The sequence below is a fragment of the Pseudodesulfovibrio sp. JC047 genome, assembly GCF_010468615.1.
Lineage (GTDB): Bacteria > Desulfobacterota > Desulfovibrionia > Desulfovibrionales > Desulfovibrionaceae > Pseudodesulfovibrio.
The window spans coordinates 1-25,002 of sequence record NZ_WUEH01000015.1 but is presented as its reverse complement, the minus strand read 5'-3'; the positions used below and the strand labels follow the sequence as shown (position 1 = coordinate 25,002).

The 25,002-nt window shown below is 54.1% G+C and carries 23 protein-coding genes and 1 pseudogene; 17 read left to right on the top strand and 7 right to left on the bottom strand.

Features of this window, described 5'->3' with window-relative positions; all coding sequences use genetic code 11:
- Nucleotides 1-58: 58 nt before the first annotated feature.
- A complete protein-coding gene (locus tag GO013_RS10895) occupies nucleotides 59-328 on the top strand; it encodes a hypothetical protein (RefSeq protein WP_163810991.1) in 270 nt (89 codons plus the stop codon).
- 108 nt (nucleotides 329-436) lie between these two features.
- Here GO013_RS10895 and GO013_RS10890 read toward each other — a convergent pair.
- Nucleotides 437-709 (bottom strand): annotated as a pseudogene (locus GO013_RS10890) (DUF134 domain-containing protein); the annotation flags it as partial.
- Between the two features lie 262 nt (nucleotides 710-971).
- On the opposite strand from GO013_RS10890, the gene GO013_RS10885 reads away from it, so the two are divergent.
- From GO013_RS10885 to GO013_RS10875, 3 genes are read left to right on the top strand one after another with little or no spacing between them, the layout of a single operon-like run.
- Nucleotides 972-1,649, top strand: coding sequence for a transporter substrate-binding domain-containing protein (locus GO013_RS10885; RefSeq protein ID WP_343219565.1), 678 nt, complete (start codon nucleotides 972-974; stop codon nucleotides 1,647-1,649).
- A 55-nt stretch (nucleotides 1,650-1,704) separates the two neighbouring features.
- Nucleotides 1,705-2,145 carry a PACE efflux transporter gene (locus GO013_RS10880; protein WP_163811026.1) on the top strand — a complete coding sequence of 147 codons (441 nt, stop codon included), beginning with the start codon at nucleotides 1,705-1,707 and terminating at the stop codon, nucleotides 2,143-2,145.
- Between the two features lie 15 nt (nucleotides 2,146-2,160).
- Nucleotides 2,161-2,793 carry a LysE family translocator gene (locus GO013_RS10875; RefSeq protein WP_163811024.1) on the top strand — a complete coding sequence of 211 codons (633 nt, stop codon included), beginning with the start codon at nucleotides 2,161-2,163 and terminating at the stop codon, nucleotides 2,791-2,793.
- Between the two features lie 589 nt (nucleotides 2,794-3,382).
- On the opposite strand, the gene GO013_RS10870 is transcribed toward GO013_RS10875, so the two are convergent.
- Entirely contained in the window at nucleotides 3,383-6,289 is a 2,907-nt protein-coding gene (locus GO013_RS10870) for an insulinase family protein (RefSeq protein WP_163811022.1), read from the bottom strand.
- Nucleotides 6,290-6,498: 209 nt separating this feature from the next.
- Here GO013_RS10870 and GO013_RS10865 point away from each other — a divergent pair, with 209 nt between their 5' ends.
- Nucleotides 6,499-7,131, top strand: a complete 633-nt coding sequence (locus GO013_RS10865; protein WP_163811021.1) for a peroxiredoxin — start codon at nucleotides 6,499-6,501, stop codon at nucleotides 7,129-7,131.
- Between the two features lie 90 nt (nucleotides 7,132-7,221).
- Here GO013_RS10865 and GO013_RS10860 read toward each other — a convergent pair whose 3' ends face one another.
- The 3 genes from GO013_RS10860 to GO013_RS10850 all read right to left on the bottom strand — a co-directional run bounded on the left by GO013_RS10860 (nucleotide 7,222) and on the right by GO013_RS10850 (nucleotide 11,086).
- A complete protein-coding gene (locus GO013_RS10860; RefSeq protein ID WP_163811018.1) occupies nucleotides 7,222-8,124 on the bottom strand; it encodes a TIGR01777 family oxidoreductase in 903 nt (300 codons plus the stop codon).
- Between the two features lie 166 nt (nucleotides 8,125-8,290).
- On the bottom strand, nucleotides 8,291-10,483 hold the full coding sequence (locus GO013_RS10855; RefSeq protein WP_163811016.1) for an ATP-binding protein: 2,193 nt from the start codon (nucleotides 10,481-10,483) through the stop codon (nucleotides 8,291-8,293).
- Between the two features lie 15 nt (nucleotides 10,484-10,498).
- Nucleotides 10,499-11,086: a DUF4390 domain-containing protein gene (locus GO013_RS10850; protein ID WP_239057836.1), complete on the bottom strand. Its 588-nt coding sequence runs from the start codon at nucleotides 11,084-11,086 to the stop codon at nucleotides 10,499-10,501.
- A gap of 118 nt (nucleotides 11,087-11,204) precedes the next feature.
- Between GO013_RS10850 and GO013_RS10845 the strand changes: the two genes are divergently transcribed.
- The 6 genes from GO013_RS10845 (at nucleotide 11,205) to rlmN (ending at nucleotide 16,542) form a co-directional block, all read left to right on the top strand.
- The gene (locus GO013_RS10845; protein ID WP_163811014.1) at nucleotides 11,205-12,089 is read left to right on the top strand and encodes a universal stress protein; all 885 of its coding nucleotides are present in this window, start codon (nucleotides 11,205-11,207) and stop codon (nucleotides 12,087-12,089) included.
- Between the two features lie 156 nt (nucleotides 12,090-12,245).
- Nucleotides 12,246-12,539 (top strand): hypothetical protein, encoded by a 294-nt coding sequence (locus GO013_RS10840; protein WP_163811012.1) that lies wholly within the window; start codon nucleotides 12,246-12,248, stop codon nucleotides 12,537-12,539.
- Between the two features lies 1 nt (nucleotide 12,540).
- Complete coding sequence (locus GO013_RS10835; protein ID WP_163811010.1) at nucleotides 12,541-14,325, top strand: portal protein; 1,785 nt, start codon at nucleotides 12,541-12,543, stop codon at nucleotides 14,323-14,325.
- Nucleotides 14,318-14,548, top strand: a complete 231-nt coding sequence (locus GO013_RS10830) for a hypothetical protein (protein ID WP_163811008.1) — start codon at nucleotides 14,318-14,320, stop codon at nucleotides 14,546-14,548. Before GO013_RS10835 ends, GO013_RS10830 begins: the two co-directional genes overlap by 8 nt.
- Entirely contained in the window at nucleotides 14,545-15,381 is an 837-nt protein-coding gene (locus tag GO013_RS10825) for a hypothetical protein (protein WP_239057835.1), read from the top strand. The genes GO013_RS10830 and GO013_RS10825 overlap by 4 nt, the downstream gene beginning before the upstream one ends.
- Before the next feature lie 129 nt (nucleotides 15,382-15,510).
- A complete protein-coding gene (gene rlmN / locus GO013_RS10820) occupies nucleotides 15,511-16,542 on the top strand; it encodes a 23S rRNA (adenine(2503)-C(2))-methyltransferase RlmN (protein WP_163811006.1) in 1,032 nt (343 codons plus the stop codon).
- A 21-nt stretch (nucleotides 16,543-16,563) separates the two neighbouring features.
- Here rlmN and GO013_RS10815 read toward each other — a convergent pair whose 3' ends face one another.
- Nucleotides 16,564-17,460: a zinc ABC transporter substrate-binding protein gene (locus GO013_RS10815; RefSeq protein ID WP_163811004.1), complete on the bottom strand. Its 897-nt coding sequence runs from the start codon at nucleotides 17,458-17,460 to the stop codon at nucleotides 16,564-16,566.
- 178 nt (nucleotides 17,461-17,638) lie between these two features.
- Here GO013_RS10815 and zupT point away from each other — a divergent pair, with 178 nt between their 5' ends.
- The 6 genes from zupT to GO013_RS10790 all read left to right on the top strand — a co-directional run bounded on the left by zupT (nucleotide 17,639) and on the right by GO013_RS10790 (nucleotide 22,780).
- The gene (gene zupT / locus GO013_RS10810; protein WP_163811002.1) at nucleotides 17,639-18,469 is read left to right on the top strand and encodes a zinc transporter ZupT; all 831 of its coding nucleotides are present in this window, start codon (nucleotides 17,639-17,641) and stop codon (nucleotides 18,467-18,469) included.
- 24 nt (nucleotides 18,470-18,493) lie between these two features.
- Nucleotides 18,494-18,625: a hypothetical protein gene (locus GO013_RS17425; RefSeq protein ID WP_275406356.1), complete on the top strand. Its 132-nt coding sequence runs from the start codon at nucleotides 18,494-18,496 to the stop codon at nucleotides 18,623-18,625.
- Nucleotides 18,626-18,808: 183 nt separating this feature from the next.
- Nucleotides 18,809-19,090 (top strand): hypothetical protein, encoded by a 282-nt coding sequence (locus GO013_RS10805; RefSeq protein ID WP_163811000.1) that lies wholly within the window; start codon nucleotides 18,809-18,811, stop codon nucleotides 19,088-19,090.
- Nucleotides 19,091-19,094: 4 nt separating this feature from the next.
- On the top strand, nucleotides 19,095-19,946 hold the full coding sequence (locus tag GO013_RS10800) for a deoxyribonuclease IV (protein ID WP_163810999.1): 852 nt from the start codon (nucleotides 19,095-19,097) through the stop codon (nucleotides 19,944-19,946).
- Between the two features lie 8 nt (nucleotides 19,947-19,954).
- The gene (locus GO013_RS10795; protein WP_163810997.1) at nucleotides 19,955-20,623 is read left to right on the top strand and encodes an HAD family hydrolase; all 669 of its coding nucleotides are present in this window, start codon (nucleotides 19,955-19,957) and stop codon (nucleotides 20,621-20,623) included.
- Between the two features lie 138 nt (nucleotides 20,624-20,761).
- Nucleotides 20,762-22,780 (top strand): methyl-accepting chemotaxis protein, encoded by a 2,019-nt coding sequence (locus GO013_RS10790; protein ID WP_163810995.1) that lies wholly within the window; start codon nucleotides 20,762-20,764, stop codon nucleotides 22,778-22,780.
- Between the two features lie 60 nt (nucleotides 22,781-22,840).
- Here the strand turns inward: GO013_RS10790 and GO013_RS10785 are convergent, their stop codons facing one another.
- Nucleotides 22,841-23,953, bottom strand: a complete 1,113-nt coding sequence (locus GO013_RS10785; RefSeq protein WP_163810993.1) for a DUF362 domain-containing protein — start codon at nucleotides 23,951-23,953, stop codon at nucleotides 22,841-22,843.
- Nucleotides 23,954-25,002: the final 1,049 nt, after the last annotated feature.

Here is a 25,002-nt window from a genome sequence, read left to right as displayed (position 1 = left end):
GTTGGGTTGAATTGAATTGTTGTGATGTATTTCCTGTGCCCATGGAACGAGCCATTCCTTGGTTGCCGCCGCTCATGCCTTGACCACCCATGCCACGGCCCTGGCCGCCCATGCCTCGACCGCCGCCGCCCATGCCGCGACCTTGACCTTTGCCCGGGCCCATTCCGCGACCCTGGCCACCAACGCAGCGACCCTGACCCGATTGACGGCCTTGTCCCTGACCTTGACCTTGTCCCTGACCTTGGCCCTGACCCATTCCGCGGCCTTGTCCTTGACCCTGGCCTTGGCCCATTCCACGACCTTGACCCATTCCGCGACCACCGCCTGATCCATTACCGTTCATACCTGGCATAGCTTCCTCCTCATCTTTTAAAGACGAGTTGTCCGATTGCATTTTGGGGCAGGGTGCCCCTTTACAAGCAAGGGTGTAATGTCCGCCTTCAATGCGAATGGCGTGTCCCTTGGTCAATGCGTGTGCAACGATTGACCGGGCCGCACCGAGAATTCGTCCGAAAGTGGCACGGGATACTCCCATTGCCTTTGCCCCGTCCATCTGGGAAAGCCCTTCCGCATCCGCAAGGCGTATTGCTTCGAGGTCTTCGAAGGTCATCGTGGCACTCTTCAGTTTCTGCATGGGAATTCCTTGCGGCTTGTAAAAAGTCGTATCGGGTTCCTGTTGCACCATCCGCCGTTTTTTCTGTCGTCCCATGGTTCCCTCTTCTCATATGAACACGTGTTGAAATGACCATACGCTGATAATCCTTATCGTCAAGCGAAATGAGCATATGCTCAAAAAAAATTTTATAAACAGTGATAAGTCAATAGGGTATCGGCCCCTATCATTTTTTTCGATAATAAAATATATTGTCATCGAATATTCAACCGTACAGGGTGGGCGTGTGAACAAAAAATGGCTGTTTTTTTTCATTATTTTTTTCAATTCGTTTGTATCTCCCGCCTATGGAGAAACGGTGACGGAAGTCTATACCACTGGTCCGGCATGGGAGACCTTTACGCATGAGGACGGGACTGGGTTGTATCATGAGGTGCTTGACGCGGTGTTCGCCCTGTATGGAATCACGGTGAAGCATGAATATGTTCCAACCAATCGGGGGGATGAGTTAGTGCTCTCGGGTCAAGCGGATATGATGATTTGTGATGACAGGGCCACGAGTTCCAATTTGCATTTATCCCGGTATCCTTTGTACGTGAACGACTACCATGTCTTTTATAACAAGGAGACGGTTGGCCAGTGGCAGGGGGTGGACACGCTCAGGAACAGGGAAGTTGTCTGTCAGCTTGGCTATTACCATGAATGGGATTTTTCCGTGCCGGTCCACATCAGGGACATGTCGTCCGGTATCAAATGTTTGCAAATGATCCTGATGGGGCGGTCAGATTTCTACGTGGATGACCGGCTTTTCATCGAACATTCCATTGAAGTCTCCGGCCTTCCATTCAATCGTGACGAGTATGATTGTCAGGTCGTGGGGACCAGATCTTATCATCCAGTTCTGGGCAACACGCAGCGGGCTGACCAGGTCATGCGTTTGTTTGACGAAGGAATCATGGCCCTGCACAAGGCCGGGAAATTGGCCGCTATCTATGAAAAGTGGGGACATCAATACCCGGACTTTGACCGCTTTTAATTCGTGAGTTTTCCTTCATGGACAACTGATTTAACTCCGTGTAAAGACCTCTCCCATGCGTACTCAAGCAGATAGGCTCCGCCACACAATTATGTTTGAAGTCATCGGACTTCTCACCTGTACCCCGCTTGCTTCCTGGATTCTTGATCGGGAATTGCTCAAAGTGGGGACCATGTCCATGATCATTTCCCTGACAGCCATGGGCTGCAATTACATATTTAATCTCGCTTTCGACCATCTGCTCGTGAAGTTGGGGCGAAAGGTCAATGACCGGCCGCCGTGGCTCAGAGCCGTTCATGCCGTGAGTTTCGAGGCCAGCCTGCTGGTTCTTACTGTTCCCTTTGTCGCATGGTGGTTGGAGCTTTCTCTCTGGGCCGCCTTTGTCACGGATATTGGCTTCGCCCTGTTCTTTCTGGTCTATGCCTATCTCTACAATTGGGCGTATGATGCCATATTCCCCATGCCCTCGGATCAACCACAACCGACCGGCCACTAAATCGGAGGAACATCCATGTTCGGCACCCATGATCTCGTATTGTTCATACTTTCTGGGCTGCTTTTGAATATCACTCCCGGACAGGATGTTTTTTATATTGTGAGCAGGGGAGCCTCCCTCGGTTGGAAAGGCGGTGCCCTGGCTGCGCTCGGGGTCGGCTCCGGCTGTTTCGTTCACGTTTTCGCCGCAGCCCTTGGGCTCTCCGCCATTCTCGCGACATCCGCCACCGCCTTCATGATCGTCAAGTATGCTGGTGCCGCCTATCTCGTCTGGATCGGTGTCACCATGTGGTGTGCCGGGAAAAAAGATGCGCCCTCCGTATCCCATCAATCCCTTTCCAAGCGAAAGGTTTTTGCCCAAGGTTTTTGGACCAACGCCCTTAATCCCAAAGTCGCCCTTTTCTTTCTCGCCTTTCTCCCCCAATTCGTGTCCGCCAACGCCCAATCAAAGCCCCTGGCCTTTCTCTTTCTCGGTATTTTGTTCACCCTGAATGGCACACTCGTCAATTTCGGCTGGGCATGGACTGCCGCCAAGGCTTCAAATGCCTTGGGCAACGGTGGCAAATACCAGCACTGGATCAAACGTGCCGCCGGTACCCTCTTTATCGGATTCGGTCTCCGCCTCGCCCTCACTGACTCAGCCTCATAGCCTAGTATGAAGAATTGCCTCCGGCGGCTGGGGGAAAGGGAGAGAAAAACCTTTTGAAAAGGGCTTTTTCTCTCCCTTTCCCCCAGACCCCCTATCTCTCTCTTTTCCTAAACTTTTTATGTGCCTTCGGCAGGTGCGCGCGTCCGCGTGAGGGGACGGCTGTCGTGTGGGGTGTGTGCTGTGGAATGTCTCCGACGGCCAGAGGGGAACCTCTTTCAAGAGGTTCCCCTCTGGACTCCCTTCCAGAACTTTTTGGCGCGCTTTTGGCGAGGCCCTACGACATCCGTTGAGTGGGATTGAAGAAGGAGGGGATGGGTTAAGAAGTAAGAGAGCTGTGCAGAAAAGACGTGTTTTGAGTTTTTTTTAATAGAGCCTGTAAAAAAAAATATTTTTTATGACGCCTTCCCAAAAACCGCACGAACTCACGCTGCCGACAGCTTCGAGCGAAGCGAGCGACAAAAAGTTTCGGAGAGTCCAGAGAACCCTTTTCAAAGGGTTCTCTGGTCCCGCCGAAGGCGACTGCCGGTAGGCTCCCGCTGAAGGCGACCCCCGGTAGGGCCACGCTGAAGGCGACTGCCGGTAGTCTTTATTACAAAACGGTTTTGATATCGAGATCGAGTTTGGCGTTTTCCATGGCGGCGGTTTCACCGAGCACGCAGATGGCGCCGTGTTGAGCGTTGATTTGCATGGCTTTGGCGAGTGCTTTGAAATCATCCTTGGTTGTTGCGAGGGCCTGGTCTCTGAGTTGTTGGAGGGCGTCGTCATCCTGGTGGGTGAGATGTCGAATGAGGGCGGTGAAGCCTTTGGCATCTGGCAACTGGTAGGAGTCCATTTCGCCGATGGCACCGATGACGGCTTTTTCGAGTTCGTCGGTAGAGACATCGAATGTTTCGAGATAGTTGGCAACGTTGTCAAAGGCGACGACGGTTTTGGCGACGTTGGGATCGCGATAGGAGACGAAGGCGAGCGCACCGCTGAGTCGGTCCATGAGGCAGAAAGCACCGTAGGCTCCGCCTTGGACGCGGACTTTTTCCCAGAGGTAGCCGGTTCGGATGAGTTTGTTGATGACCTGTGCCGAGCCGGTGAAGGAGAAGCCGTGGTCAGAGACAGAGCAGCCTTTGCCGACATAGTTGACCTGTGCGGGGATGGCGAGTCCTTCTCGGGCGGGCAGATCAGGGATGGCGCGCGTTACGGTTTCGGCGTCGGATTCGGGCAATGCAGTGATGAGCGTGCGAAGATCGGCTTCGATGGGGGTGAAGGTCGCAGCATCCATGGTCGCGTTGATGATGAGGGTGTTCTTGGCGATGACGAGTGAACGGAAACGTTCGAGATCGTCGGCCACGGATTGGAAATCCTGCTCAACCCGCTGTTCGAGATGGCGCAGGAAGTTGAGATTGGTCAGTCCCGACATGGCTTCTTCCATGGCATGCCCGACGTGCGTCCGAGCGCGGAGCCGGGTGGCAACGACCATGTGACCGGAGGGAACAAGTCGTTGTTCGGCGCGGGCGCGGGCTTCGGCAACGATGCGAGCGACGCGTTCCTTGTTGTCGAGGGTGGCGGATGTCAGGATTTCCGTGAGGATGTCCAAGGTTGGGGAGAGCTTGTCACTGGTGGCCTTGGTGCGAATGAACAAGCGAGCCGCCGCGAGTTTCGAATCGCGAATGGGCGAGGAAAATGGCTGGGCGGAGATGCCGCCGGATGTGCGGGCAATGCGCTGGGACAAGTCGATGTAGTCCCGCTTGGCGGTGCCTGATTCGAGCAGAATGCGACCGAAAATACCGGCGTAGGGCACGAGATTTTCCGGCACGCAGGAGAGATCGAATCCGAAATCGAGATAGCCGATACCGTTGGTGGGCAGATCGTGCGAGACGAGCGTGCGGCCTTCGATGTCGCGGATGTCGGTGGGAATGATGCGATTTTTCAAGGGAAGATCCGTGACGGCCAAACGGGGAATGGAGGCCAGTGCTTCCGGGCTGTCCGGCGCGGCCTGCAAACGGTTCAATTCCTTGGCCTCGGCCATGACCGCTTCGATTTGTTCGTCGGACATGGCTCTTTTGGCGGCAGCCAGTCGATCGGATTCGGTTTTGGCCTGTTTCCGGGCCATTTTGTGATCCGGTTCGAGCAACACCGTGGTGCGATGCGTGTTGTGCAGGAAGAGGCGGGCCAGAAGTTCCTCGAAGATCTTGTCGCCGTTGGCAACCCAGCTTTTGATGTTGTTGAGGGGCTTTTCAAACGGCAGGAGCAGCAGGGGATCACCGTCGTTTTCGTCGTCGTAGAGCCAGGAAGACAGGGCCTGGAACATGAGTGACAGACCGCGCGGATAGGAGCCGGTGTTGTTTTCCCGCAGGGAGAATTCCACGGAATTGATCGCGGCTTCGATGTCGCGGGCGTCAATGCCGTTTTCCACGAGATCCTTGATGGTGTGGAAAATGATGGATTCGACCTTGATGGCGTTGGACGGGTGCATTCCCTTGAGTCCGATGGAGAAAAACATCTGGCGAATGTCCGCTTCGAGACCGACACCGGCGAGATCGTCACCGAGATTGGAATCCATGAGTGCTTTTTTGAGCGGGGAACTTGGCAACCCGACAAGGATGTGTTCGAGCACATGTAGGGCCAGATTCAGGTTCGGGTCCGCAGTCTCGGCCAGCAACCAGTTGACCGTGAACATGCCCTTGGCCAGACGGTCGGAGGCAGGATAACCCTTGCGGATGGCCTTGGCCTCGGTGAACCGTTCCTGAACAGGAATGCGGGTTGAAGTCACGTCTATGGCATCGAATCGGGAGAAGACCGCGTCCAGAATTTCGAGCCGTTTTTCCGGGTCGTCGTCGCCGTAGAAAAAGGCGTAACCGTTGGACGGATGGTAGTGATCCTTATGAAATTTCATGAATTGTTCAAAGGTGATATCCGGGATGACCGCCGGGTCTCCACCGGAATCCAATCCATAGGTGATATCCGGGAACAGGGATTGCTGGGAATGTTCGTACAGCAGGGAATCGGGCGAGGAATACGCGCCTTTCATCTCGTTGAACACCACGCCTTTGTACGTGAGGTCACGGTCCTTTGCTTCCAATTCGTAATGCCATCCCTCCTGTTTGAGGGTGTTTTCCGTGAGACGGGGGTAGAAAACCGCGTCCAGATAGACATCGATGAGATTGTAGAAATCCTGCACATTGGCCGATGCCACGGGATAACAGGTCTTGTCGGGAAAGGTCAGGGCATTGAGAAAGGTCTGGAGCGATCCCTTGAGCAGTTCGACGAACGGCTCCTTGACCGGGAACTTGTCAGATCCGCACAGGACCGAGTGTTCCAGAATGTGTGCGATGCCCGTGGAATCCTCGGGCGGCGTCCGAAAGGAGATGCCGAAGACCTTGTTCTCGTCGTTGTTTATCATGGACACAACCCGTGCGCCGGTCTTGTCATGCCGGTACACAATGGCTTTGGTGTCCATTTCCGCGATGTCCATTTCCCTGACTTTGGTGAAACCGTGGCTCATATATACTCTCTTTGTTGATGTCGTGGTGCTGCCGGAGTGTTCACACCTTTTTCGTTCCGGCACGAAACTTCAGTATACACGACCTCGCTCCGGGGGAAAAGCTCGGAAAACCGCAAAAAAGACTTGACGATATTTCGTCTTCACCGTAGTTACTTGATAACGCGAATCGTTACTATTAAAATAACCAAGCAAAGATGAAGGATATGTATATGAGCACTGAACATACCAACGAAGAGACCATGCCTGATTTTGCCAAAGTCGGCCAACCTGTTCCCGAGTTTGTCATGGAATCCTATGACCCGACCGAGGGCGGATTTTGTGAAGTGGACCTGGGGGCGTTGCGCCGGGACGGCAAATGGGTTGTCCTGTTTTTTTATCCTGCGGACTTCACGTTTGTCTGCCCCACGGAATTGGCTGATTTGGCCGCCAAGCATGAGGTTCTGAAAAAAGAGGGAGCCGAAGTGATTTCCGTGTCCACGGACACCAAATTCACGCATCTGGCCTGGAAAACAGATGAGCGGTTGCTGGCGGATGTCCGGTTCAAGATGGCTGCTGATCCCACGGGTGAAGTCTCCCGGTTCTTTGACGTCTGGGATTTTGATACCGGTCTGGCTCTGCGCGGAACCTTTGTCATCAACCCGGAAGGGATGTTGGTTTCGTCGGAAGTCAACTATTACAATGTCGGTCGAAATGCCGACGAACTGGTTCGGAAAATGGAAGCAAATACCTACTTGAAGGACCATCCTGCCGAAGCGTGCCCAGCCAAATGGACACCGGGCGAAAAAACATTGACCCCCAGCGAGAAAATGGTGGGTAATGTGTACGAAGCATTGAACGACTAGTTACGATCTCACACTCTCGTAACTGCTGTTGCATACAACGTCCCTGTCGGTTGATCCGGCAGGGACGTTCATGGTTTGGGCGGGTGATGGTCAGGACAGGATATCCTGCAACGCGTGTTCAAGGGTGGGGATGGCAAATTTATATCCCGCCTTGCGCAATCGGGTCGGGTGGGCCATTTGGCCTGACAGAAGCAGTTCGTCTGCCATTTCTCCCAGAAAGAGTCGGAGTATTGTTCCGGGAATTTTCATGGCTGACGGTCGGCCCAGCACGGTCCCGAGGGCCTTGGCAAAGTCGCGAAAGAGGACGGGTTCCGGTGCGGTCAGATTGTACGGGCCGTGTGTTGCCGTGTTTTCGAGCAGGAATCGGATGGCTTTGACCTCATCGGCCAGATGAATCCAGGATACGCCTTGCTGGCCGGACCCCAGTGGGCCTCCCATATAGAATTTGAACGGTGGCAGCATCCGTTCGAGCGCGCCGCCATTGCCGAGTACCATGCCAGTCCGAAGGAGGCACCGGCGGACCCCCATGGTCTCCAGTTCTGCGGTTGAGGCTTCCCACTGACGGGTGACATCAGCCAGAAATCCCGTGCCGGACGGGGTGTCTTCGTCAACAGGAGTCTGGTCACACGGACCATAGTAACCCACCGCCGAGGCCTGAATCATGACCGATGGCAGGGCACCACAGTCTTTTATGGCCTGCACCAGCCGTGTACCGGTCTTGACCCGGCTGTCGAGGATTTGTTGTTTTCTGGCCGTGGTCCAGCGGCCAGCGGCGATATTGGCCCCGGCCAGATTGATGATGGCCGTTTCCGGGCCGATCAGGGCGGGCCAGTCGCCATTGTCCCAGTTCAGACCGATGACGCCTGTTTCAAAAGTGTCAGCCACCTTTGCGGGACGTCGGGACAGAATGACGATTTCCCAACCGTGGTTCTTTAGCTCTTCAACGAGGGCCTGACCGATGAAGCCGGTTCCTCCGGCAATGAGTGCACGCAATTGACGCTCCTTCCTGTTTTCTGTCGCTTATACGTAAATGGCATATCGTAAAAGGAGCACGGGACACAGTATAATTCCAATTCAATGACAAAGGGAAGGTTCACGAGCGTTGATTTCGGAGGGAGATTTCGGGACGACGGGGAGAAAAAGGGAGGAAGGGAAAGGATCAGGCGTCCGGCAATTCGAAAATGAAAACAGTGCCGATGGGGTCGTTTGCCTGGGCACGGACCTGCCCGCCGTGATCGGAAACAATGGTTCTGACAATGGTCAGTCCCAGGCCGGTTCCACCTTTCTTTTCGGTATAGTACGGCTCGAATAATCGGGATGAATTGTCTGGCAGCCCCGGTCCATTGTCCGCGACGGTCACGATGATATGTCCTTTTTCAGTGTCGTGGGTGGCGGAGATCTCCACCTGGGCGTCGTATCTGTCCTTCAAGGCTTCGGCCGCGTTGGTGAGCAGGTTGATAAGCACTTTGCGAATGGCTTCGCGATCAAACGGGAAGTCGGGCAGGGGCGGCTCCGGGGAAAGCGTCCAACTGATTTCCCGGTGGGTGTTTTCGAACATGGCCGAGACTTCTTCAAGCAGCGGTGCCAGTGAATCGGGTTTGGGCTGAACGTCCGGCAATTTGGCATACGCGGAAAATTCGGTGACCATGTTCTGTAATCGTTCAACTTGATTGACGATCAGGCCGGTACATTGATCGAAGGTCGGTTCGCTGATGGTCTCGCCATATTTGCGTTGCAGCCGTTGGGCCGACAGTTTGATGGGGGTCAGCGGGTTCTTGATTTCGTGGGCGATGCGTCGTGCGACTTCCCGCCATGCCGCCAGCCGCTGAATCTTTTCCAGCTCGGTGATGTCTTCAAAAACCGCGACATGTCCGGCGTCACGACCACCCACATTCTTGAGCGACACCACATTGACCAGTACCTTGATGGTCTTGCCGCGCACAGGTAAATCCAGTTGTCGCTGCCAGACGCCACCCGATTTTGCCGACAGTTGTTTCAAGGCGTCTTCCATCATCCGGGCAAAATCCCCGGACAGGAAGTGGTGTGGTTTTCGTCCGATGAGAATCGCACCGGGGATGCCGAGGATGCTTTCGGCGGCAGTGTTGACCGTGCCTATACGCCCGGCGGAATCCATGGAAATGACCCCGGAGGTGATGTTGTTGAGTACGGCTTCGATGTATTGACCGCGCCGTTCCAGTTCCTGATTCTGCTGGGCCAGCCTGATGTTGGCCTGTTGGACGGATTCCTGACTTTGTTCCAGGTCTTCGGCCATTCGGTTGAAGGATTGGACCAGAAAACCCAGTTCGTCATCGGATCGGTCTTCGAGTCGGACGGACAAGTCGCCTCGCCCGATGCGTTCGGTTCCCATGGCCAGGGCCTGAACCGGCGCGGACAGCTCCTTGGCAAGCCGGAAGCCAAACCAGATGGCCCCGAGGATGATGAGCAGGGCCATGACACCAAGCGTCAGATAAAGATTCATTTTCCACGGATATTTCCGTGACTTGAGTTTTTTATATTCATCCAGACCGCGCACGATCTGATCGAGTCGGTGCAAAAGTCCCTGTCCGACGGTTTCTCCGATGACGAGATATCCTGATCGTCCTTCATCTACGGGCGTGACTCCAAGCACGAGATCGCTGCCGGGTTTGGGGATGATGGTTGTCCAGGATCGAGGATCGGCCTTGAGCGACTGCCAGTCGATTTTTTTCTTGATTTCCGGCCATGAGCCACGCCATTGGGCTGAGGAGTGGGTGTTCTGCTCATTGCCTTCCGGGGTGATGACACCGACCAGACTGAGGTCATATTCGCCGAATTTTTTTTCCAGATATCGATCCATGGCCTTGCCGCCCCAGGCGAATTGGGAGGAAATGATCTCGCCGATCATGACCGATCCACGCCGTTCGAGCCGGTCTTGTGCCGAGCCATAAAAGGCGCGGCCCAGCTCAAGGGCCTGTTCCATGGATTCTTCCACTTGTCCCTTGAACCAGTAATCCACCGAGGTCTGGACGAATTTGACCGAGACCAGATAAATGAGGGCCGTCGGAATGAGGGACAAAGAAATAAAGGCCAGTACCAACCGGGTTCTGAGCTTGGAACCAAGGACTTTTCGGCGTCGATCCAGAATGAGGCGGACCGCATTTCTCGCCACGTAAAAGACCATGGCCAACAAGAGCACTACGTTCAGGATGAGGAGATTTAATATAAGGTAATAGTCGCCGCTCAAGTATTTCAACTCAGCCCAGGTCAGGCCGAGAATGAGCACCAGAAAGACGACAGCGAAAATGTATTCCCGTTTGCGCCGCTTTTTTTCCCTGTGGGTGGAAGAGCTTATGCGAATTGGATCGGGCGTCATCGGGCGTGACCTTTGCTAGTAGGTAAAGTCGAGCTGAAACGAGTTGTTGGCTCCGGCATCCCAGGACCAGAAATAAACGTATCGCATGAATCCTTCAGGCGCGTCTTTTTCGGTCATGGAGGTGTGTAGCCGCAGACTGTATTTCGTGCCCCTGTCCAACAGTGCCCACGACCCCAGTCCCGCTTCGATCACGCTCCACCCCTGATCCAGCAGATGGCCCAGATTCTTGTTGCGCAACGGTGTTTCCCGACCCGGAAGTGTCATGACGAATTCCTGTGTCAGTGGATCGAATTCCAATTGGCTTTCAAACAGTTCGGAAGAGATCTCGCTGTCGAGCCAATATGTGCTTTCTTCAAAGAGTTTCACCGAGCATTTCAACACCAGGACAGCCCCGTCTTCAAGCTCTCCCTTGAGCACGGGTTTTTCTTCCACAGTCACACCGAATCGGGCGGTCAGGCGACCATCCACATTGGCAAGGGACGGGGCCATGAGGCTCAGGCTCTGGGCGGAGGCGTTTGTGGCAAGTATGAGTGCGATCAGGATGGCTCCGAAAACAATCCCGATTCGCTGGGGGGCAATGTCTGTCATTATCTTCAAGGCCATATCAGTCGCTGATACAAAGAACAAGTCCTCCGGGGTTGTGTTTTCCTTGTGGATTGACATATCCTGTGTCAGCATTTTCAGAATTTCATGCTCAACCGCTCACAACGGAGTCAGTCATATGCAAAAGGAACTCTTGCTCGCCATCGGCGATGACCGCGCCGCCTCGTTTAATTTGCGTTTTCTCAAAGAACTTTTTGATAATTTTTGTGACATCAAGTTGACGCTTTTTTATGTCGCTCCCAAGTCCGCTTCCTGGGCCATGCACGAGGAAAATCTGGTGCCGGCCGGTGATGATCTTGTGGAATTCATGGCTCACAAGAAGGACAAGGGGAAAAAAGCCCTTGTCGAGTCCCGGCAGTGGCTCAAGGATATGACCGGGTGCCCTGATGACAATGTTCGGATCAAAGTCATTCATTCCAGAAAAGGCACGGTTCGAGAATTGATCGAGGAGTGTCGAAGCGGGCTGTATGATGCCATGCTCCTTGGCCGGAAGGCTTTTTCGTGGTTCGAAGCGGTGTTCGAAAATTCCGTGTGTCACGAATTGATCTGGCAGGACATTGATTTTCCCATCTGGGTGTGCAAGCGGCCCACTGGCGAACCGCGTCACGATGTATTGCTCTGTCTGGATGGTTCCGATGCCAGCCTGCGCATGGCGGATCACGCCTCATACATGTTGGCTGACGAGACAAAACACGCCTTCACGCTGTTCCATACCGTGCCGAAAGAGGCTGAAATCGCAGTGTCCGATCCGATTTTCAATGCGGCGGTGGAGGTCATGGAACGCAACGGTGTCACCCGCGAACGGATTGTCTTCAAGCCCGTGGTGGAAAGGAACGTGGTCAAGGCCATTGTACAGGAAACGGCTCAGCACCCATATGCGGCGGTGGGCGTTGGTCGTCATGGTACCACCAGACAGGGCACGAAGGAAAACCTGTTTCCAACCTCGGTGTCCATCAATCTTTTGCGACAGCTTCCTGACACGGCCCTGTGGGTGAGCAAGTAGCTTTTCAGGCCTTTTTCAGGGACCGATCCGTGCCCCTGTCAAGGTGTTTTTTTATACCTGTCGGCTGATTCGAGTATACATTCAATGACATTTGCCGGTTTTGCGAAAAACCGGGTCTATCCTTCTGGAAAACACTTTCACAGGAGGATTTTTCGTATGGGAGGATCAGCAATGGTAGCCGCAGCCATCATCAGTTCTGTCGCCACGACAGCCACGACCATGATGCAAAAGGACACTGGTTCATCTGGCATGGAAGACGAGCGCAAGGCTCGGGAAGCGGAACAGCAAAAGCGGGAAGCCGATGCGCGTCGAAGAGAGCGGGAAAAGGTTCTTGAAGCCCGGCAGTTGGAAGACAAGCGCACGTCAAAGGCCCTTTCGGGCGGTTCGGCATCGCTTGTCGAAGAGGAAAAAGCCAGCCCGACACGGCTGAAAACCAAGCTGGGGGAATAGCATGGACGCAACAGAACGTGCTCGTTCCCTGCTGACACGATTCAGCGGATTGGAAGAGCTTCGACAGCCATGGGTCAGTTCCTGGCAGGAGCTGACCGAGTACATGCTGCCTCGCAAGAACAGTTTCACCGCACTCGGTGGGGTCTCCTCATTTCGCGGTCAGACGGGCGATGAACGCATTTTCGATTCCACTCCCATGTATGCGCTGGAGCTTTTGGCGTCATCATTGGGCGGGTTGCTGACCAATCCGTCGCTGCCGTGGTTCGATATCTCGGTCAAGGATCGACAGTTGGCTGACAGCAGCGAAGTGCGGGCCTTCCTTCAGGAGGCGCGTGAACGGATGGTGTCGGTGTTCAATGCCGAGGATTCCGGGTTTCAGACCCATGTCCACGAATTGTATCTGGACGTGGCACTGCTTGGAACAGCGGTCATGTATGTGGAGGCGGACACCACCACCTTTGTCCGGTTTTCCACTCGTCCATTGGGTGAAGTCTATGTGGCCGAATCCATTCGAGGACAGGTGGACACCGTGTATCGCAAGTACGAGATATCGACTCGGCAGGCGATTCAGGAGTGGGGGAGCCGCTGTTCGGACGAAACCAAGCGCAAGGCCGAGGACAAGCCGGATGAACCCGTGGAAATTCTCCATGCGGTCTATCCTCGTTCCGATCGAAATCCGACGGGATTTGGGGTGGCGAACTTTCCCTATGCCAGCGTGTATATGGAAACAAAAAACAATCATATCGTGGAGGAGAGCGGGTATCTGGAAATGCCGTACATGGTCCCCCGATGGGCCAAGGCCACCGGAGAAACCTATGGTCGCGGCCCGGGGCAGACTGCCTTGTCCGATACCCGGGTGCTCAATGCCATGGCGCGAACTGCGCTCATGGCTGCGGAAAAGATGTCCGACCCGCTGCTCATGGTACCGGACGATGGATTCCTTGGGCCGGTCCGATCCGGTCCAGGCGGGTTGTCGTATTATCGGGCAGGATCATCCGATCGGATCGAGGCCCTGCCGGTGCATGTGGATCTCGGAGCGACCGAAGAGATGATGAATCAACGTCGCGAATCCATCCGGCGTATCTTTCTCAGCGATCAGATCGCTCCGGAAGGCCCGGCTGTCACCGCCACCGAAGCGGTCATCCGTCAGTCCGAGAAGATGCGGGTGCTTGGTCCCGTACTGGGCAGATTGCAAACTGAATTCCTCAGTCCGCTGATCAAGCGGGTTTTCCGTATCATGCTTCGTTGTGGTGGATTGCCGCCGTTCCCGGAAGGGCTATCCCCCGAGGACTTGGATGTGCACTACACCTCGCCGGTCGCTCGTGCCCAGAAGCAATATGAGGCGCAGGGACTCTCCCAGACCATGGAATACCTCAGCCCGCTGGTGGGCGGAGCCGATGCTTTTGGCATCATGGACAACTTCGATACGGACCGGGTGGCCCGGCATGTGGCTGAACTCTTTGACACGCCGTCGGACTATTTGAAGCCGCAGGAAGACGTTGCCGCTGTACGTGAAGGCAAGAGCAAAACGGCCAGCGGTGCCCAGACAACGGCGTTGGTGACCAGCATGGCCACCATCGCCAAGACCTTGTCCGAGTCCTACACGGATCGGCCCAATGTCCTGACAGAACTTTGGGGATTGCTCACCGGAGTGCTGGGAATCAACGGGCCGCCGCCGGAACATATGGTCCCGGACCCGAATGTCGATTCGTCCTCGATCATGTCGCCCGGGCAGGCCATGCAGCCGGGGCAGAAACCGATGACCATGGAGGATCACCATGGCTGATCATACCGCATTGGAATTGCATCGAGCTTATAAACGGCTGTTCGAGTCGGTCGATGGAGAAACCGTCATGCAGGATTTGGAGCGGCGAGGGAATATGCACTGTTCCTCGTTTTCCACTGATCCGGGGCGAACGCAGTTCAACGAGGGCCGCCGATCGCTGGTCCTGCATGTGCAGCATATGCTCAACGAGCAAAACTTTATCAACAAGGAAGAGAATCGATGAAAATGACGACAAACAGACAGTGGCAGAAAACCCTTCCCGAAGAGTGGACCGTCAGGCAGGCGGATGAAAACGGCGTTGAAACCGAGATGCCGTTGCGAGATCACCCCGTGCTTGCCAAGTACGGCTCCAAGGACGAGGCAGTGAAGGCCCTGGTTCATGCTCAGCGCATGATTGGCAAGAATCCGGAGGGCTATGTTCGTCTCCCCGGTGAAGCTGATGGGCCGGAAGAATTGGCCGCGTTTTATGCTGCGCTGGGCCGTCCCGAAGCGGCAGACGGCTACGAGTTGCCGGAGGTGGAGGTGCCTGAAGGATTCGAGGTCCGACAGGATTTGATCGAAGGACTCCGCCAGAAGGCCTATGAACTTGGGCTGACTCCGAAACAGGTCTCAGGGTTGTATGAATGGTTCATGCCGCAGGTGATGGATGCTCATTACGGATTGGAAAATGAGGCACAAACTTTGCGGGACTCTGAGTTGGAATCCTTGCGGTCGATCCATCGTGGCGACACGCCGACCATGCTCGACAACGCCTTGCGCGCCGCCGAAGTCATTGGTGGCGACGATCTTCTGGCCGCACTTGATGCCACTGGAGCAGGAAATCGGGCTGCGGTCGTCAATGCTTTTGCCAAGATGGCTCCGCTGGTCCTTGAAGGCGGATTGCGCGGTTCCGGCAAGGGCTGGGGTGAGGATCTGTCCATCGAGCGGCTGCGGGAGATGATGAAAGACCCTCGTTTCAATGATCCTTCCAAGAAAGATCCTTCTTTCGTGAAAAAGGTCAACGAAGGGTTTGAACTGCTGTATCCCGGTGAATATATCCCGGGGAGCAGGCTGTAATTTAAAGAAAACAGGCCGGGGAACAACGTTGTTCCCCGGCCGATTCGCGTGAAGGGTGAAACGAGTCTTCATTGGTGACAGTGTTTCGCGACTTGACACGGGCGGTCATGCCGGACACAACGGACGCGCATGCAAAATCTTATTGAATTGACAAAAAATGACCTTGAGGCGTTCGTTGCCGAAGATCTGAAGGAACCCCGTTTTCGGACGGAGCAGATTTGGCAATGGCTGTGGCAGAAACGCGTCCGTTCCATCGACGCTATGACCAACCTGTCGAAATCACTCCGGGAAAAGGTCGCGACCATGGCGACCATTGCCTGGCCGGAAATCGCCAGGGTTGCCACCAGCAAGGATGGCACCATCAAATTGCTGTTGCGTATGGGAGACGGCGCGCTCATCGAGACCGTGCTCATTCCCATGAATGACCGCTACTCCCAGTGCCTGTCCACACAAGTGGGCTGCGCCATGGCGTGTACCTTCTGCAACACCGGCAAGCTCGGATTCGAGCGCAATCTGACCTATGGTGAAATCATGGGACAGATTCTGGTGGGCCGCCAATATCTGGAAGATCAGGGACTGAACCCGCTCAAGAACCTGGTGTTCATGGGCATGGGAGAGCCGCTGCTCAATCTCGATACGCTTATTAAGGTATTGACTGATTTGCCGTGCGAACGGGGCCTGTCTCTGTCGTGGCGTCGGTCCATGGTGTCCACGGTCGGTTTCCCCGACAAGCTCAAGATTCTGGGCGACCTCGAAATCGCTCTGCCAGCCATTTCTCTGCACGCCCCCACCCAGGAGCTGCGTGCCAAGATCATGCCCAAGGCCGCCAAGGTCCATCTGGACGATCTCATGGCGAGCCTCAAAGTGTACCCCATGCGCTCTCGCGAACGGATTACCTTTGAGTATCTGCTTCTCAAGGGCGTCAACGATTCAATGGAACACGCCGACCAACTGGCCAGACTCATTGACCGGAGAAAAGGCAAGATCAACCTGATCGCCTACAATGCGACAGAGGGAATGCCCTATGACGCGCCGGATCGGGCACAGGTCGAAGCCTTTGAAAAACGGCTGTGGGATCACGGAATGACCGCGTTCATCCGCCGTTCCATGGGATCGGACATCAAGGCCGCCTGCGGCCAGCTCAAGGCTGACAGTATCTGATCTTTCGTACAGACAACAGGTTCAGCGAAGTGCTTCGCTGAACTGTCTGGCGATCATGACCATGTTGTCCGCCCACTCTTCCGCCAGCGGGTCGGCTTCGACCACCTGACCGTGAATGGCCTCGGCAATGATCCGTGCGGATTTTGCCGAAAATTGCGGCTGCACGAAGATTGCCGTGATGGATTCTTCGGTGGCCAGATTGATCACAGCGGCCAATTCCTTGGGACCCGGGTTTTTCCCTTCCATTTCAACCGGCACCTGAATCAATCCGTAGTCCCGGGCAAAGTAGCCCCATGATGGGTGATAGGTCAGGAAATGTCCGCCCTTGGCAGTGCCCAGCAATCCCTTGATTTGGGTGTCAACATTCTGCACCGTGGCGAGAAAATCAGTATATCCTTTTTGATAAATGGCTTGGCCCTCGGGATCGACGTGTGTCAGGGCAGTCAGGATGGCCTGTGCCATCTGGCGGACCATGGCTGGAGAATTCCAGACATGCGGGTCCATGATACGGCCGTCATGGGCATCACCGTGAGTGTGCCCATGGCTTTTTTCATGGTCAGCATCGTGCCGATGTGTTGCCATGGGCATCAAATCCAGCCCTGATGCGACGTTGACCACGGGCATGTCGGGATTGGCACTCTGAATGCGAGGCAGCCAGGTTCGTTCAAAGGGAACGCCGATAGCCAGATAGAGCCGGGCGGCACTCAAGGCAACCATCTGCCGAGGTTTCGGCTCATAAGTGGCCGGACTGGCTCCTGGTTGCACCATGACTTCGACCGAGATCCGGTCTCCGCCGATGGATTCCGTAAAATATTTGAGTGGGGCAATGGAGACCGTGACGGACAGCGGTTCAGCCTGGGCCGGAGTCGTCAGCAGTATCAATGCAAACATTCCCGCAAGGATTTTCAAAGGTGTCATGGAATCGGACCTCTTTCGGGTTTGAGGTGGCAGGACAAACACATCCATTGAAAAAGGATACGTATTCCCGCCTTTGAGTTCAACTCCTGTTTCGCATACATCCGATTTTTGGTGTTGACTGTCCGTCAGATGAAATTTCCGGGGTGCATTGTTCCTTTTTTTTGGGTAGGGTGGAACGATGGATACCCAAACAGTCCTTTTCGCATTCGGCCTGACCGTGTTTGCCGGTTTGTCGACCGGCATCGGCTCTGCCATCGCTTTTTTTGCCCGGCAGACCAATACCAAATTTTTGTCCCTGGCCCTTGGTTTTTCCGCCGGGGTGATGATTTATGTTTCCTTTGTGGAAATATTGGTCAAGGCCAAAGACGCTTTGACCTCGGAGCTCGGTGAGGTCACGGCCTCATGGGTGACGGTCCTTTCCTTTTTTGGTGGCATCGCTTTGATTGCCATCATCGACAAATGCGTTCCCAGTTATGAGAATCCGCATGAAATGCATTTCATTGAAGAAATGGAGCAGGGAAAGGAAAATTTGCCCAAGGACGAAACCCACAATTTTGACAAGCTCAGGCGGACGGGTATTTTCGCGGCCATTGCCATTGCCATTCATAATTTTCCGGAAGGACTGGCCACCTTTTCGGCCGCGTTGACTGACCCGGCGTTGGGCATCGCCATTGCCGTGGCCATCGCCATCCACAACATCCCCGAAGGAATCGCGGTGTCCATTCCGCTCTTTTACGCCACAGGTGATCGGAAAAAGGCCTTTTTCTATTCTTTCCTGTCGGGTTTGTCCGAACCTGTCGGCGCACTCATCGGGTACCTTATCCTGATGCCCTTTTTTTCGCCTACGCTTTTCGGCGTGCTTTTTGCCGGGGTCGCCGGAATCATGGTGTTTATTTCCTTTGACGAATTGCTTCCCGCAGCCGAGGAATTCGGTGAACACCACCTTTCCGTGTACGGCCTGATTGCCGGTATGGCGGTCATGGCGCTCTCGCTCCTTCTTTTCCTGTAGAAAGAGCCGGGAACGAGCCTGCCTTTGCATAAAAAACTGTGTGTGTCCGTGAAGGTGCCGTTTGATGAGATGGCATTCTGTTCTTTGACGGGTATTCAGGGTGTCTCGGCAGGTTCATTGGGTGCCGGATACATCGTGCTTTTACGGCTTGACTGAAGCCAGTTATCATTCACCATTTTACAGACTGTTGTGTTCTCCCGGCAATCTGATCGGCAAGATATTGGACTGAAACCAGCCGGAAGCCCTTGTGGCCCGGGGGTTGCCATCTGCCATCGACATATGTATGGGTAAGCCCCTGCTATCCAAATCGGATAGACGACATATAGTAAGGAGTGCATCATGGCATCCAACGTAGACGAAATTACCATCAATTATTCCGAGGACAACCAGCTCATCGTGAAAGAGCTGGATAAGGTCATTCTGTCCAAGGGCGCATGGACGACGATTGTTTTTCGGTATCAGGAACTCAATCGTGCCAAAGGCGAATACGGTCCGGAAAAATACACTATCCGCCGCTATCAGAAAGTCGATGGCACCTACCGTCCCAAATCAAAATTCAACATTTCCAGCCAGGCGCAGGCCCAGAAGATCGTGGACGCACTGAGCGGCTGGATTTCCTAAGATCATGTATTTGGGTGCCCATATGTCCATTGCCGGTGGGCTGTACATGGCCTTTGACCGCATTGGGGCTGTCGGCGGCACCGCATTGCAGATATTTACCCGGAATCAGCGGCAGTGGAAGATTCCGCCGCTGTCCGGGTATGACATCGATCTTTTTGCTGAAGCGTGGAGCCGTTGGGGCGACTATCCGATCTCGGCGCATGATTCTTATCTCATCAATCTTGCGTCCAACAAATCGGAACAGGTCGAACGATCCATTCTGGCTTTTTCCGAAGAACTTCGTCGCATCGAAGCCCTGTCCATCCCCTGGCTGGTGACACATCCGGGATCACATCTCGGCACTGGTGTCGAGGCCGGGATTGAACGGTACGCAGCCAATCTGGATAGAGCCATCGAGCAATCCGGGACCGCGTCGGCCACCGTCCTGCTCGAAACCACGGCAGGGCAGGGGACCAACCTCGGGGCTACCTTCGAGGAATTGGCCGAGATCATCCGACTGTCAAAATATCCTGATCGATTGGGCGTGTGTTATGACACCTGTCATACCTTTGCCGCTGGCTACGATATTCGCACGCCGGAGACGTATGGTGCGACGTTTGACGCGTTTGATCGGATCATCGGGCTGGATCGGCTGCAATTTTTTCATGTGAACGATACCAAAAACGAATTCGATTCGCATAAGGACCGGCACGAACACATCGGAAAAGGGACTATCGGATTGGACGGTTTCCGGTTGCTCATGCAGGATCAACAGTTTGCCGCTGTTCCCAAGACACTCGAAACGCCCAAGGATGCAGACTTGCAGGACGATGTCCAAAATCTGCGAACCTTGCGCGAACTCGCTGAAAAAGCATAGACTGTCCCATGTCCAAACTCGATGCCATTATCTTTGATTTTGACGGCACATTGGCCGACGTGTCTCTGGATTTTGATCGCATGAAGATCAAGATTGCGGCACTGGGCGAGGTTTTCATGGACGAACGGCCGGTTCCCAATGCCAAGCCCGCGCTTGAGTGGCTGGAAGAGCTTGCCGGGAGCGTCATGGAACGCGATCGAGCCGAAGGGCTGGAGTTTCTCTCTCGCGGCCGGCTGGTCATCACGGCCATGGAGCTGGACGCGGCCCGGGATGGTGCGCTTTTTGATTTCACCCGCCCCGTGCTTGCTGACCTGGAACGCCGGGGAATCGCTGTTGGCGTTATTTCTCGAAATATTTCGGCAGCCGTCAAAACGGTTTTTCCGGATATCGAACAGCACACGCGAGTCTTCATCCCGCGTGAAGATGCTTCACAGGTCAAACCGAATCCCGCCCATTTGCATCAGGCCCTTTCGGCCATCAATGCCGACACTCGGAGTGCGCTCATGGTCGGCGATCATCCCATGGATGTGGAAACCGGCCACCGGGCTGGAACCCTGTCCGCCGCTGTGACCAGCGGCAGCTCTCGTGCCACGGCTTTTGTCGGGCATGAGCCTGATTTCATCTGCGCCGATGTTGCGGCACTCATGGAAGAACTCGCCTCAGTCAATCTCATCTGATTTTTTTTCGGCAAAGCCGACGATTCCACTCCGAAATATAATATCACCAGATATCACTTTGCACTAGGGATGTAATGGTGAACTCCCAACGTCCCCCTGAAAACCATGTAGGAAATGACAGAAGTCCAAGGAGAAGTGATGCGTTTCAAGGATTGGAATCTCAAGTACAAGATTTTGTTGCCAACGTTTTTTGTCATCTTCGTTGTCATGACAGCAAGTACCGTTATTCTCACGCTGAAAGCGCAAAATATGGCCGTTGAGCAGGCCGAGGAAAACGCGAATCGCTTGGCTTATGGGCATAGTTTGGAGGTCGGGGAGTCAATGGATCTGGCCATGACAGCCACACGCACCATGGCGGCAGCCTATGAGCAGGCCGTCAATTACACCACCATTCCCGATCGGGAATATCTGGATGCCTTTGTCATCGATGTGCTGGAACGGCATGAGGAATTGGCGGGTGCATGGTGTACTTTTCTTCCCGGCAAATTTGATGATCGAGAGGAAGAGTATCGGGATACGTACAAGGGGACGTACCGCACCTGGTATCACCGTGATGGGGGGAAAATCGCTTCGAGCTTTGCCGGAATCAGTGGATTTGAAAATGAAGAATGGTTTGTAAAGCCCATGGCCGGCTCGGTTGAAACCATTGCGGAACCCTATCCATGGGACGTTGATGGCAAACGATTCTGGCTCGCGTCCACCGGGCACCCTGTCAAAAAGGATGGAAAGAATATCGGTATTGTCGGTGTTGATTTTTACCTCAATGATCTTCAGAAAATTGTTAACGAGATCAAGCCGTTTGAGACGGGCTATGCCTTTCTCATGACGAACAAGGGGACGGTTGTCGCGCATCCTGATGCGGATAAGACAGGGAAGAATATCAGTGATTTCATGGGGAATGAGGAAGCCAGTCACGTGGGGCGCGCTGTCAAGGCCGGGACGTATTATTCTCATGAAACCGTGACCTCCACTGGAGATTGGTATATTTCTCTGGCTCCCATTTCCATCGGTCGGACTGGAGAGCCATGGAGTCTCGCTGTTGCTGTGCCAATGGACACGGTGCGTGAACAGGCTGATTCCTTTGCGTACATGTCCGGCATCATGGCCGTCATTGCCATCGCCATTCTTTTCGTGGTCCTTCTCGTGATTGCCAAAATTATTACGACACCGATTCTCAAGGGCATTTCGTTGGCACAGAGCCTGTCCGAAGGTGATTTGACCAAGGATATCGATGTCGATCAAAAAGACGAAATAGGTGCTCTTGCCACTGCCTTGCGGACCATGACGTCGCAACTGAAAAATGTAATTGGTTCGGTGAGTTCATCCACGGAGAATGTGGCCTCAGGCAGCGAAGAGCTTGCGGCGTCCTCGCAGAGCATGGCGGAGGGTGCGTCAGAGCAGGCCGCCAATGTCGAGGAAGTTTCCGCGTCCATGGAGGAAATGGCGTCCAATATTCAGGCAAATGCGGAGAATGCGGGCAAGACGGAAATAATTGCTCGCACGGCAGCGCAAAGGGCCGAAGAAAGTGGTGTCGCGGTTTCGCAGGCCATGCACGCCATGACGGACATTGCCGAAAAGATATCGGTCATCGAAGACATCGCTCGTCAGACAAATCTGTTGGCGCTCAATGCGGCTATCGAGGCCGCCCGAGCCGGGGAACATGGGAAGGGATTTGCCGTGGTCGCCGCTGAAGTGCGGAAGCTCGCTGAACGGAGTGGAGTGGCCGCATCCGAGATCAGTGAATTATCCACGTCCACGGTCCAGGTGGCTGAAGATGCGGGTGGTAAACTCGATCAACTGGTGCCGGAAATTCAGGAAACAGCCAAATTGATTCAGGAAATTACGACAGCGTCCAATGAGCAGAGTGCCGGCGTCGAACAGATCAATGCCGCGATTCAGCAACTGGATCAGATTATTCAACAAAACGCTTCGTCTTCAGAGGAAGTCGCATCCACATCGGAAAGTCTTGCTAGTGAAGGTGCGCATCTGCAACAGGCGATTAGTTTCTTCAAGCTTGGATCAGAGAGCCGACACATCACACAGCAGTCGGTGGTCAAACGGCCAACATCCCTTCGGCTCGAAGCCGCTTCTTCCAAGCCGACGTCCACGGGCATGGAACTCGACATGGGAGACAGCAACGAGTTCGAGCGGTTTTAACGCAAACAAAAAAGGCGGGAGCGTTTTTTTCGCTCCCGCCTTTCATGAATTTCGTCTCTTCTAAAGATTTACCAGTTCATATTCTCTCGACCCAAGGCCGATTTCTTCCGCATAATCCAGGCCAAACGCCTGCGGAACATGCTGGTGGATGGCCAGGAACTTGTTTTGTCCCGGCGTGACGCCAAAGGGAAGTTGGCTGGGATACAACGGCTGGGCGGCGTTGACCAGATCCATGGACGCCTGGTCCACAGCGACGGGGTCAAAGCTTACCAACACGCCGATATCAGGACAGATGGGCGCATCGGTAAACCCGACACAGTCACAGTCCGGCACCACATCCATCACGAAATTGACATGCAGACTCGGGGTCTCTTTGGTCGCCAGAACGCCTTTGGCATATTCCATCATTCGTTCCAGGAATTCCTGTACGCCCATTTTCCAATCCACTTCCAGTCCACCATGGCGGCAAGCCACGAAGCAGCCGCCGCAACCGACACATTTTTCAGCGTCAAGGGCGATTTTTCCTGTGGATTCTTCAAGGTATAATGCGCCGGTTTTACACGCCTTCAGGCACGATCCACACGCGGTACACGCGTCCTGATTGATGATCGGTCCTGTGGAGAAATGTTGCTGCATCTTGCCTTTTTTGCTGGCAGCGCCCATGCCAATATTCTTGAGCGCACCGCCATACCCGGCCATTTCATGGCCCTTGAAGTGATTCAACGTCACCATGAAGTCAGCCTCTGCGATGCTGCCCGCAATATAGGCGTCTTCGATATGTTTGCCGCCAATCGGGACAGGTACTTCATATTCGCCACGCAGTCCGTCTGCGATAATGACGGGAGCGTCGAGCATCAGCGGGTCCCATCCATGGTGCGCCGCGCACATGGCATGAGAAACCGCTTCGCCTCGCTGGCCCACGTACAGTGTGGATGCGTCGGTCAAAAACGGTTTGCCGCCTGATTCCCGAACAAAATCCAGAATCGGTTTGATCCACAATGGCCGGAGAAATCCCGTGGTTCCCTGTTCGCCAAAATGTAGTTTAATTGCCGTCAGGTCGCCATCCTTGATATGTTGGCCACCCTTAACCGCTTTCAGCAAACTCCGCATCCGTTTGCCAAAGGGCATTTTGACCGTTGCCCGTAAATTCCAGAAAAATACCTTTGATGCCATCGTTCCATCCTTATGTTCAATGTGACTTCAATTATGTACCACCAAGCAAAACGCGAGGAAACCCCTACCGGAGGTCACCTTCAGCGAGACCAGCCCTACCGGGGGTCACCTTTGGTGAGACCAGCCCTACCGGGGGTCACCTTCGGTGAGACCAGGACGCTGTCCTGGACCTGCCAGAGAACCCTTTGAAAAGGGTTCTCTGGACTCTCCTAAACTTTTTGGGTCGCTTCGCGAGGGCTGTCGGCAGCGTTTGTCCGTGCGGCTCTTGGGAGGTCGTTGTAAAAAATTGTATTTTTTACAGACTGTATGGAGAAATTTTACAAGGGCTTCTTCTTTCTTTCCCCATACCCTATTCCCTCTCTCCTTCTTCTTCAATCCCACTCAACGGATATCGTGGGACCTCGCCGAAGGCGCGCCAAAAAGTTCTGGAGGGGAGTCCAGAGGGGAACCTCTTTCAAGAGGTTCCCCTCTGGCCGTCGGAGACATCTTCTGACAGAAGACCGTCTCTGTTAAGGGAGGCTTCCTTCTTTGATTGATTATGATCCTCCAGCCGATGATGAGGGTTTTGACGGGAAGATCGAATAAAGTTCAGGAAAAGAGCTGTATAGAAACCGAGGCAAAAGGGAAGGGAGAGCCCATTTCAGAGGGGGAGCTGTTTTTTTGCGTGCGACTTTCAAGTCATGTTCCCCTGTCGGTCTATAATAAAGGAATAGGGCGCTGAAAATAAAGTGAATAAATTCAGGTGATTGAAAATTGAGAGAAACGAAATGAATGAAAAGGTAAAAAAAGTATAAAAAGGTGTTGACGTGGAAGGGGGAAAACCCTAGTTTCCCCTTCCTGCCTGTGAGTGGGGTCAGCGTTTTGAAAAGACTTTGAAAAAGTTGAAAAAAAGGGTTGACGGGAGCTTCTCGAAAGTCTAGTTTCCCCTTCCTGCCTGACGGCGGGAACGTTCTTTGAGAAAAAGACAGAATGGTCTTTGACAATTAAATAGCGAGTTGAGCAAATAAGATCACGATAATCACAGCCCGTTTAATTACGAGTAAGAATAA

Coding starts and splice junctions, on each gene's coding strand:
- rlmN (WP_163811006.1), top strand. CDS start 15,511: ATGCAAAATCTTATTGAATTGACAAAAAATGACCTTGAGGCGTTCGTT.
- GO013_RS10845 (WP_163811014.1), top strand. CDS start 11,205: ATGCAAAAGGAACTCTTGCTCGCCATCGGCGATGACCGCGCCGCCTCG.
- GO013_RS10825 (WP_239057835.1), top strand. CDS start 14,545: ATGAAAATGACGACAAACAGACAGTGGCAGAAAACCCTTCCCGAAGAG.
- GO013_RS10815 (WP_163811004.1), bottom strand. CDS start 17,460: ATGACACCTTTGAAAATCCTTGCGGGAATGTTTGCATTGATACTGCTG.
- GO013_RS10880 (WP_163811026.1), top strand. CDS start 1,705: ATGCGTACTCAAGCAGATAGGCTCCGCCACACAATTATGTTTGAAGTC.
- GO013_RS10855 (WP_163811016.1), bottom strand. CDS start 10,483: ATGACGCCCGATCCAATTCGCATAAGCTCTTCCACCCACAGGGAAAAA.
- GO013_RS10875 (WP_163811024.1), top strand. CDS start 2,161: ATGTTCGGCACCCATGATCTCGTATTGTTCATACTTTCTGGGCTGCTT.
- GO013_RS10870 (WP_163811022.1), bottom strand. CDS start 6,289: ATGAGCCACGGTTTCACCAAAGTCAGGGAAATGGACATCGCGGAAATG.
- GO013_RS10790 (WP_163810995.1), top strand. CDS start 20,762: ATGCGTTTCAAGGATTGGAATCTCAAGTACAAGATTTTGTTGCCAACG.
- GO013_RS10830 (WP_163811008.1), top strand. CDS start 14,318: ATGGCTGATCATACCGCATTGGAATTGCATCGAGCTTATAAACGGCTG.
- GO013_RS10800 (WP_163810999.1), top strand. CDS start 19,095: ATGTATTTGGGTGCCCATATGTCCATTGCCGGTGGGCTGTACATGGCC.
- GO013_RS10850 (WP_239057836.1), bottom strand. CDS start 11,086: ATGGCCTTGAAGATAATGACAGACATTGCCCCCCAGCGAATCGGGATT.
- GO013_RS10865 (WP_163811021.1), top strand. CDS start 6,499: ATGAGCACTGAACATACCAACGAAGAGACCATGCCTGATTTTGCCAAA.
- zupT (WP_163811002.1), top strand. CDS start 17,639: ATGGATACCCAAACAGTCCTTTTCGCATTCGGCCTGACCGTGTTTGCC.
- GO013_RS10785 (WP_163810993.1), bottom strand. CDS start 23,953: ATGGCATCAAAGGTATTTTTCTGGAATTTACGGGCAACGGTCAAAATG.
- GO013_RS10835 (WP_163811010.1), top strand. CDS start 12,541: ATGGACGCAACAGAACGTGCTCGTTCCCTGCTGACACGATTCAGCGGA.
- GO013_RS10805 (WP_163811000.1), top strand. CDS start 18,809: ATGGCATCCAACGTAGACGAAATTACCATCAATTATTCCGAGGACAAC.
- GO013_RS10795 (WP_163810997.1), top strand. CDS start 19,955: ATGTCCAAACTCGATGCCATTATCTTTGATTTTGACGGCACATTGGCC.
- GO013_RS10840 (WP_163811012.1), top strand. CDS start 12,246: ATGGGAGGATCAGCAATGGTAGCCGCAGCCATCATCAGTTCTGTCGCC.